General features: G+C 41.0%; 6 protein-coding genes. All 6 read right to left on the bottom strand.

Annotated elements, in window-relative coordinates; translation table 11 throughout:
• Positions 1-152: 152 nt before the first annotated feature.
• Positions 153-1,061, bottom strand: coding sequence for a DUF916 and DUF3324 domain-containing protein (locus EKM76_RS07505; RefSeq protein ID WP_164507618.1), 909 nt, complete (start codon positions 1,059-1,061; stop codon positions 153-155).
• A 23-nt stretch (positions 1,062-1,084) separates the two neighbouring features.
• Complete coding sequence (locus tag EKM76_RS07500; RefSeq protein ID WP_125550071.1) at positions 1,085-3,586, bottom strand: lectin-like domain-containing protein; 2,502 nt, start codon at positions 3,584-3,586, stop codon at positions 1,085-1,087.
• Between the two features lie 431 nt (positions 3,587-4,017).
• On the bottom strand, positions 4,018-4,485 hold the full coding sequence (gene smpB, locus EKM76_RS07495; RefSeq protein ID WP_125550070.1) for an SsrA-binding protein SmpB: 468 nt from the start codon (positions 4,483-4,485) through the stop codon (positions 4,018-4,020).
• Between the two features lie 90 nt (positions 4,486-4,575).
• A complete protein-coding gene (rnr, locus tag EKM76_RS07490) occupies positions 4,576-7,080 on the bottom strand; it encodes a ribonuclease R (protein WP_125550069.1) in 2,505 nt (834 codons plus the stop codon).
• Between the two features lie 78 nt (positions 7,081-7,158).
• A complete protein-coding gene (gene secG / locus EKM76_RS07485; RefSeq protein WP_125550068.1) occupies positions 7,159-7,395 on the bottom strand; it encodes a preprotein translocase subunit SecG in 237 nt (78 codons plus the stop codon).
• Between the two features lie 147 nt (positions 7,396-7,542).
• A complete protein-coding gene (locus EKM76_RS07480; protein WP_125550067.1) occupies positions 7,543-9,096 on the bottom strand; it encodes a ClC family H(+)/Cl(-) exchange transporter in 1,554 nt (517 codons plus the stop codon).
• Positions 9,097-9,304: the final 208 nt, after the last annotated feature.

Here is a 9,304-nt window from a genome sequence, read left to right as displayed (position 1 = left end):
ACCCCCTTACAAGTTGAAATCGCAACACTTACGAGCCAAATGGCCGCCTGATTTAATGCTTTCCATGGTTCAAATAAGTTATTAATCACGATTAATGATTTATTTGAGCTGTGGAAGGTAAACGCGGTTCTGAATGTCTCTTAAAACCTGTCTCAAATATTGACTTCAATCCACTTTTTAAATTGCCAAGTTTGCGGAAATTTATTAGCAAAATTTTGTCCTTTAACTTTGACGCGAATTTCATATTCGCCAGCCTTTAGTTGCTCGTAATTCCAAGAAATTGGCAGTGTCAAAGTTGAATTAGGTGCAATACTAACATTGGTTGCCTTAAAAGAATGAGTTGAACCTAATACACCTTTTTTCAAAATAACCGCACTGACGGTTGCTTTAGTGATCGCCATTACTTTAGGATCACGTAATTTTATCCCCATCGCCGGATGTCGCTGATATAAAATTGGCTTAGTTTCCACATATTTTAAATCTGGATAACTCAAGTACGGACTCCCTTGAAGGATGATCCCAACTGAGTAAGCATAATTACCACCGACTGCATTGGCACCTTTAGTTCCCTTATTGCCATACTCAATAAAATGCCAATCACCATAAATCATGCCGCGATAATCTTTCTTGGGCATTTGGATCGTTGCCGATATTATCTTCACTTCTTTAGGATTCAGCTTGATCAATTCAGCACCTTTAGTTAACTTCGCAACTTGGGTAAACGGTGTTTGCAGACTCGAATCCAGCCCCGTTTTTTTAGCGGTAAAGTCGATGCCACCACCAGATTGAGTGTAAGCATTACGTAAATCAGAATGGACCACTATTTTATGGTCGGTAAAATTCTGTACCCGCATGCGAATAGTTCGTTTGACATCACGCGGATAACTTAAATTAAAATAATTTAAGCTCATATCTACTTGTTCATCCGGTAGAATGGGCTGAATTTCAAAATCCGACTGTTCTGTGGTCACCGCAGCAAACGCTTGATCAGGCCGCAATAAAACAAAACTAGCCATGGCCAAAATTATACCTATTAAATAAATTCCTATTTTCTTTTTCAAATTCATCCCTCGATATTCTTGATCTATGGTGTTAATGCCAATGTCCAGGTCAAAGTCGTTTGGTAATGAGTTGGATAGCGTTTAGTTGTGTCCGGAACATGCAGTCCGACCCCGTATTTAGCATCATCTCCGCTACCAAATGATAAGCGCCAAATATTAATACCGGAGTTATCATACTTGGTTCCTTCTGGATCACTACCAGATGATGCGCTTGGCGTTATTGTATCTTTGAAGTGACCCTGTTTACTTTGCGTTAAAACAACTGAACTAGTGGTTGCCGCAGGGTTTAAGTTAAATGCCGTTAACGTTGACATTGAATCACTGTCATCAACGGTAGCCGCACTATCATCACTACCAGTTATCCGCTCAACAGCTGCATCTTGAAATTGTAGTGTAGCATCATCTAGATCATGTGCCGTCGTCAAGTCAGGATTCGTGCTATTTGGATCGACATCAGATTTGAACTGACCGTTCTGTTGCACACTTAGCTGCCAACCATCAACGCCGTAGAAATCACTGACGGTGACGCCATAGGGTTGAAATTTACCATTTTGTCCATCACCTGTTCCTAAATAATAAGTTTCATTAGATTGGGCAGTTGAAAAGCGACCAAAATCAAGAATTGGATCAGCATCAAGTTTTAACATCGCACGCTCATACCGATACGTGATCACTTGGTTTTCTTTGCTGATTGTTGGATCTATTTTCTCAGCTTGTTGGTAAGTTGCGCTCGATAAGTCAATATCTTGTGTATAATCGACAACTGTCCAATCTTTGATTGCTTTTGGCCGAATCAAATCTGAATTGAGTGCAGACACTACTTTACCAACCTGGCCAGTTACAACAACGTCAGCCGATAATTTCGTTGGGTTACTCATGTCTGACTCGCGGTCAAGGTAACGAAAAGTCACGGAACCATCAACTTGCGGTAAATGAACAATTGCGGTATTTGACGTTACACTATTGCTACCATTACTAGCAGTGGCCTGATTATCAATATCTTGATCACCAGCTGCATCAGCTTTGACCTTAGCTTGAAATTGCAACGAGAATCCTTGACCTAACTGCAAAGCATAAGGAAACTTAATAGTTGACCCACTTATAAAGCCTGAATCATCAATTGGCGTGAATTGATGATTATTATCGTCATCAGCCAACTTTAAGCTTCCTGTTTGATACTCCAAATCAGCATCAAGTTGGTCTTTGATCTCACCATTTGAGATGCCAGTCAGATTAGCATAATCTAACTGATAAGTGACTGTATCTCCAGGTTTAGCTTCGACCTTGTTACTAAATACCGGATCAGCTGCACTATCGTTGCGCACCTGCTTACTTAGTGCAAAGTCAGCTGGCGGTTGTTTCTTTTCATATTTGTAATTCACGACATAACCAGCTGTTGCAGAGAAAGTCCCTTGGTCTTTACCGTCAGGCGTATTAGCCGTGTACTCACCGATATAGTGATACCAATTACCACTACTATCTTGGATCCACGCTTGGCGCCGACTTGAGCCATCCCAAGTAATGCCAGGCTCACCCGCCATAGTGATTGGCGTCGTAATTTGACTGCCACTATCTTTGTCAACAAAGTTCAGCGTAATTGGCTGGGCACTTTGCGGGGCCTTCAATAAAGCGACTGATTGAAAAGTTGGATGAGCACCGGTAGCACCGGTATAGCCATAATAAACTTGCGTCCCACCAAAAACTTTATTAACGTCCTTGACTTCATAAGAACTACCTTGTGTTGGATCATCATCTAACGTGTAAGTTAACGTACCACCCTGTGTCCGAATACCATTAACATAAGTTACCTTAGGTACCCAAGAGACTTGGAAATGACGCCATTTATTATTGGCCAACGGTGTTTTAACCGGAATATATTGGAGATGCCCCACCTGTGACGAATTCTTTGTTGTCAGCGGTGTATCTCCTGGACGAACGACTCCCAAGTGTCCAGTATTTTCTGTGTTAGCAGTTCCTAAATCAAACTGATCATCTGCAACACCAGATACATTCCACCAAGTGTCCATTTCAATTGCCAAAGCATTTCGAACATAGTTGGAAATCATATGATTGCTGCCATCAGTTGACCACGGATAAACACCTAAACCACCACCCGGGGAACCATAAGCTGATTGGCCTGCTGGATCATTTTGTAAGACGAAGGCCATTCCATCGGCGGCACCATAGCGACCTGTTTTATCACCAAAATAATGCCACGTGTCATACGTAAAGGGACCGGCTAAATCGATTTTCTTTTTCGACCAAATACCACCAACCTGCCAAACAGTATTTTTCGGTGTCACGATCACGGCCTGCGGATAATCAGCTGGCAATCGTGAATTATTCGGTACATTAGCCGGTTTAGCCCCGCTAACTACAAAAAGATCGGACACTTTTAGCGAAGATGCAGGCGGCGCTACTGGGAAAGAATAGTCTGGGGCTGCCACAGCTGGTTTAGCCAAATAAAAGAATATAGCCAAGAAAGAAACGATCAAAAGCGAAAAAAATTTATATTGTTTTTTCAAACGATCACTCCCTACAAAATCATAAAATATTTAAGTTTAATTTAAGGTTTGTTTGATCATTGTTAGCTTAACCTGCTTTATCTCAAGTTTCAATGTCAATATTTCACTATCATTTTTTCACCATTTGAATAATCATCCCTATATAAGCGTTTGTATTACACGTTTTCATTATTCATGTATTATTTTCATTATATTATAATGAGATTTTCGGTTTAAATTCAATATATAATAAATGATATTTTAATTTTAGCTAACATTTTAGTTGAATTACCTTACAAGCATTAAACTTTCTCATAAATAATTAAAATTTCTTCAAATTAGAATATAGACGTTACCTGATTTGGTTTAACTAAAATCTATAAAATAACTATACAAAAAGGCAATCTCCAGATTGAAGATTGCCTTTTAGCGTATCAAAATTTTATTTCTTGCTATCGATTCTTCATTTCACGTTGCAACTCACGATCTTGGTCGCGGCGTTTCAACGTTTCGCGTTTATCATAGTTATGCTTCCCCTTAGCCACACCCAAAAGTAGCTTGGCAAAACCATGCTTCAAGTAGACACGTAATGGGACTAAGGTAACACCCGTACCTTGAGTCGCCTCAGACAGCTTTTTAATTTCTTTTTTACGCAGTAATAATTTCCGATTCCGTAACGGATCGACATTAAACTGATTTCCTTGCTCATAAGGACTGATATGAACATTTTCCAACCAGACTTCCCCATTACGGACGCGGGCAAAACCGTCCTTTAAATTAATTCGTGCATTGCGAACTGATTTAATTTCTGTCCCCGTCAAAACTAAGCCAGCTTCATAGGTTTCTAATATGGAGTAATCGTGACGAGCTTTTTTATTCTGTGCTAAAACATTATCAGCTGATTTTGCTTTTTTTACCACTCCAATCACCTCTACTTCACAATTATTGTCTATTACCATGGCAAAAATCAGTCACGAGAACTATAACAAGACTCATGCACTACTTATAGCTTATTTATGGCTATCGTGATTTTGATTGTTGCGAATCGTAAATGGATGACTCGCATTGTTGCTACCATTATGCTGATTGCGGTTGCTACTAGTGGTACTTGAGTGGTTACGGTTGCCATTGTTAGTGGTACCTTGCCGATTACCACCATTGTTTGCGCCTGACCGATTATGATTACTCGTTTGACTGCTACTACGGTTACCCTTATAACCACCACGACTATTGCCATGACTTTGGCTACTGCCAGGACGCCGGTTGTTGCTGCCCTCACGTCGTTGGAAATTACGGCGTGGCTTTGGCCGCTCAACTAAGTCACCGAGATCACTCGTTGGCGTGTTTTCATCAGGTAATAACTTAAAGTTGATCTGGCTTTGATCCATATCAATGTCAGTTAACGTCACCTTAACTGGTTGGCCAACCCGATAAGTCTTTTTGGTATGTTCGCCAACCATTGCCATATAGCTTTCAACAAAGTTATAGTAATCATCGCCCATGGTTGAAATATGGACTAAGCCTTCAACTGTATTAGGTAACTCGATGAATAAGCCAAACTTAGTAACCGAACTAACAACGGCATCAAATTCTTCACCCACATGTGGCAACATATATTCTGATTTTTTCAAATCATCAGTGTCACGTTCGGCATCGATCGAGCGGCGTTCCATTTCAGAACTATGCTTAGCAATGTCGGCTAATTGATCACGATATTGCTCTTGTGCTTCTTCGCCAACACCATTTTCTTCGTACCAATGAATCAAGCGATGAACCATTAAATCAGGGTAACGCCGAATTGGTGACGTAAAATGCGTATAGTATGAAGCCGCGATCCCAAAATGGCCTAATTGTTGATCAGCATACTTAGCTTGCTTCATACTCCGTAACATCATAATTTGGATAACTGGCTCAACTGGTTGACCTTGAACCTTGGCCAAAACAGCTTGCAGCATCCGTGGTTTGATGTTTTGGCTATCACCTTTAGCGACTACACCAATGTTATTAATGAATTCATAGAAAGCGCGCATTTTTTCGCTGTCAGGCGTTTCATGGACCCGGTACACGAAAGGTACGTGTAAACGACTATAATGTTCGGCTACGGTTTCGTTAGCCGCTAGCATGAAGGATTCGATCATCCGTTCACTAGTCCCACGATCACTAACAACGATATCAGTTGGATGACCGTCGCTATCAACAATAATTTTAGCCTCGGGACGGTCAAAATCAATTGCCCCTCGATCATGCCGCATTTGGAATAAAATCTTGTGCAAGGTACCCATTTGTTCAAACATTGGCACTAAATTAGCGTATTCAGCTCGTACTTCGGCGTCATTGTCATCCAAAATTTGATTAACGGCCTTGTAAGTCATCCGGGCTGCACTTTTAATAACTGCTGGGAAGATTTCGTGTTTGACGATCTTACCTTTAGGATCAACTTCCATTTCACAAGTCATCGTTAAACGTTCAACTTGTGGATTCAAGGAGCAAATGCCATTAGACAAGCGTTCTGGCAACATGGGCAATACGCGGTCAGTTAAATAAGTACTAGTTCCACGCTCGAAAGCCTCAGCATTCAATGCAGTTCCTGGTGTAACATAATGCGCTACATCGGCAATACTGACACCTAAATGATAATTACCATTATCCATTTTCCAAACCACAACCGCATCATCGAAATCTTTTGAAGTTTCGCCATCGATCGTGACAAAGTCTTGATCCGTTAGATCACGCCGACCTTGCTTTTCTGCTGGCTGAACTTCACTAGGAATTTCATTAGCTTCCTGCATAACTTCGGTTGGAAAATCAGTTGGAATACCGTGCCGATGTACGATCGATAAAATATCGACACCCGGTGCGTTTTTGTTACCAAGATCTTGCTTGGCGATCCCCAACATACTCTTAGGATTTTCTTCGCTAGGAAATTTAGTGATATCTACAACTACCATGTCGCCATCTTGTGGTTGTACGCCCTCATCAGTGATAATTACAGGAACATCCTGTAAGCTACGTTGAGTCAAACTAACATAGCCATACTGACCTGAACTAGCCACTTGACTAGTTGGAAAGCCCGTGAATTCACCGACAACTGTGGTGAAATTACGCTTAAGTATATTGACGATCTTACCTTCAGGACCTTTACCACTATTAGGAACTGCGGCCTTGATCACTTCAGCTTCAACTTCATCACCATTTAACGCAAAATTCGTATTATCAGCTGAAACGTATACATCCGGTAATTCTAAATCATAACTAATAAAACCAAAGCCGCGATCATTGGCGTGGAAAACCCCGCTGACTTTTTGACGTTCAACCGCCACGCCAAAATGACCACTACCATTTAATTTAATTTTTTTATCTTGTTGTAATTGCGTCAAGGTTTGAACCAGCACCTTAAAGGCCGCTGCATTACGTAAATGTAGCTGTTGATCCAATTCTTCAGCAGTAAAATAACGGTTCGCATGTTCTGTTAAAAAGTTTAATACTTCAGTTTGAAATAATTCATCGTTTTTCAAAGTAAACCTCATTTCTTCTCAATAAAATTCCTATAATCAGCAAAAAACCTCCTGCAATAATAACAGGAGGTTGGCGAACTAGTGCGATGACACGTAAGCCAAAGCTAGCGAAAACACAAAAAATAAAACGCCAAGTACGATCGTTACCTTTTGCATGAACGCTTCAAAACCGCGTGCCTTTTGTTTACCGAATAGGTCCTGTGCACCGCCGGATAAGGCGCTCAATGCGTCTTGCTGTTTACTTGGTTGCATTAAGACCGCGATCACGATTAGTACACAAACAATCAACAGTAGGGTTAAGATAGTGTTGTACACCCTAGTTTCCTCCTAACATTTAACAAATTCATTGCTATATTTAGTCACTAAGTTAGTATGATTGACTGGCCAACTTATTATGACCAACCGATTAAGTTTAATAGTAGTATTATACCATTGTTTAATCGAGAACAAAACCTAAATCAATCAAGTTTGTAGATTTTTGCGCTTAGCAGCGACTTGCATTAATTTACGCCGGACTGCCCCGCGTTGCTCATGTGCGGTCAACACAATTAACGTATCACCAGCCCGTAATAGTGTATCGCCGTGGGGAATTAACTCACGCTCCTGCCGCCGAACTGCGATCAATAAACTTTCTTGTGGCCATTTCACATCGCGTACTTGCTTGTCTTCCAGCGGACTCCCAGCAAATACTGGCATTTCCACCCGATCATTTTTGCCACTCATTCGCGCTAAGGTATTACCAAAATTTAAGCGTGATAATAGCGACTCGTAGATTGGGGCACCGCCTAGCACATCCACCACTAAATAAGCGACCAGCGATACTAGCGCCAAAGGCATCAGATGCCGCAAATCACCGACCATTTCAGTGATCAGCAGAATCGCGGTAAATGGCGCCTTACCGATTCCAGCGAAATAACCCGCCATGGCAAAAATAACAAAATTCATGACGTACATGGCGGGCATCCAGTGCCATTGCACAAACAACGTCCCTAACAATGCACCTAATAATGCGCCTAGAGTCAAAATTGGCAGAAAAATACCACCCGGTAAGCCAGAACCATATGAAATCATTGAAAAAATAAACCGGAGCAGAAATAGCCCTAACAACGGCCAAAATGAGGGTAGTTTAAGCGCTAAACCTAGGATAACTAAATTGCCACCACCCAGAGTATTCGGCCAGAAATAACCAATTGGAATTACTAATAATAATGGAATAAGGCCTTGAAAGGCGCGCGGTAACCATTTAAGCCGGCCATACCATTTTGGTAAGGCCAACAACACCCGCTGGTACAAGTAGCCACATAGTCCCAGCACAATACCTAAAATGATCAATTGCCAATATAACGCTAGCGGAAAGCTCTGAACATAATGAATATGTAAAACTGGCGTTAAGCCAAAAAAGTTTAGCGACACAAAGTCAGCTGCAATCGCACTGGCCAGTGACGTCATCCAAACTAATGGTGAAAAATTATGGTAGATTTCCTCCAACACAAATAAAGTACCCGCAATTGGTGCATTAAACGCCGCCGACAAACCAGCAGCTGCCCCACTTGCCAGCAAAATGCGCTTTTCCGAATCAGAACGACCTAACTGGGTGGCTACACCTTGCCCAACCGCCGCGCCTAACTGGATCGATGGTCCTTCACGCCCAAGAAACAATCCTGGTCCAATGCCTAAAACGCCCGCAATAAATTTACGCCATAAAATCGACCACCACGAAATAGTTAAATCTCCAGCTAATTGGCCTTCAACCTGCGGAATTCCTGATCCCATAATGTTAGGCTCACCCTTAACCAATAAACCAATAATTAAGGCGAGCAGCACGCTTACCAATGGTAAAATCACTAACCAACCAGGTTCGGTGTGCAACCATTGATACACCTGGATCGTTTGTTGTAAGCCCAGCTCGATCAACCAGCGAAAGGTGCTCACAACAACGCCACTTAATAAGCCGATCAATAGCCCTTTCAAGATAAATTTTAAGCGTGTATTGTCTAGTTGTTTCAATCTTTGCAAGTAATACACCTCTTAAAAATAAAATAAACTTCTAAATCTAATATAACATTTTAATCAAAGAGTTTAAAATCAACTTTGTCCGCTAATTTCATTGCCCGACAAACCTTTATCAACACTCTTTCAGAAAAAATTAATTAAATTTTCATTTTGCTATTTATTATCTCATCAAATAATGGTAATCTTTTAATTAACAACAAAAAGATAATAA

Origin of the sequence: Loigolactobacillus zhaoyuanensis (assembly GCF_003946385.1) — a bacterium.
In the GTDB taxonomy this organism is placed as follows: domain Bacteria; phylum Bacillota; class Bacilli; order Lactobacillales; family Lactobacillaceae; genus Loigolactobacillus; species Loigolactobacillus zhaoyuanensis.
Note: the sequence above shows the minus strand (reverse complement) of the source record. Positions and strands in the feature narration are given on the sequence as shown.